This is a genomic window from Variovorax glucosi (assembly GCF_051216695.1).
In the GTDB taxonomy this organism is placed as follows: Bacteria; Pseudomonadota; Gammaproteobacteria; order Burkholderiales; family Burkholderiaceae_C; genus Variovorax.
Genome location: NZ_JBPJZE010000402.1, coordinates 1 through 1034, shown reverse-complemented (window position 1 = coordinate 1034; position 1034 = coordinate 1). Strand labels below are relative to the sequence as shown.

The 1034-nt window shown below is 67.5% G+C and carries 1 protein-coding gene; it reads left to right on the top strand.

The features are described 5' to 3' along the window. A partial coding sequence (locus ACSFA3_RS26015) for a hypothetical protein (RefSeq protein WP_435508188.1) occupies positions 1 to 1034 on the top strand: 1034 nt, incomplete at both ends.

The window sequence follows — 1034 nt, the reverse complement described above, 5'->3', positions numbered from 1 at the left end:
GATCCGCCTGTTGTGGCGGACGGGTTGCGCGACGAACGCGTGCGCACGGTCTTCGATGCCCTCAACCGGGCGACCTGGAAGGTGGACGGTACCGGTGGCGTGGTCCAGTACTTCTACGACGTCAATGGCAATGTCACGGAGTCGCGCGCCTATGCGACGGGGCTGACCAGTGCTGCGTTCGGCAGTTGGAACGGCACATCCGCGCCTCCCGTCATCGCCGATGCGACCCGCGACCAGCGCATCCGCACCGTCTACGACACCGCCAACCGCGCCACCTGGAGCGTCGACGCGCTGGGCGATGCCACCCAGCGCACCTACGATGCCGACGGCAACGTCGTCGCCAAACGCAGCTATGCCACGCCCCTCACGGCAGCCGCCTTGGCCGCCTGGGACGGTCACACGGCACCCGCCCCGGTGGCCGACGATGCGCACGACCAGCGTGTGCGCAACGTCTACGACGCGGCCAACCGGCTGACCTGGAGCGTGGACGGCATCGGCGCCGTCAGCAAGACCGAGTACGACGCCAATGGCAACGTCACGCGTCTGCGCCAGTACGCCACCCCCGTCGCCGAGGGAGCCGATCCCGCCAGCGCGAGTCCCAGCGCGGCCGACCGCATCACGGAGTGGGCCTACGACGGCGCCAACCGCCGTACCTTCCGGCTCGACGCCATCTCCAGCTCCGAATACATGAGCGGCGAGAGTGATCTGAGCTCTGTCGAAAGCTGGGGCTACGACGGCAACGGCAACGTCATTCGCCACACCCTGCACGCCATGCCCATGATGGGCTATGTGTCGCGCACGCATGCGGCGCTGTGGGGCGCTGTCACCTTCGACACGCAGTTGGACCAGTCCACCTACATGGCCTACGACGCCGCGGGCCGACTGGCCTGGCAGGTCGACGGCACCCAGGCCGTCACCGGCTTTGCGTACGATGGGACCGGCCGTCTCGCACGACAGGTCCAGTATGCCAACCGCATTACGCTGGGCAGTCCCTATGCGGTCTATGGACAGTCGGATATTGCCTCCAGGTTCGC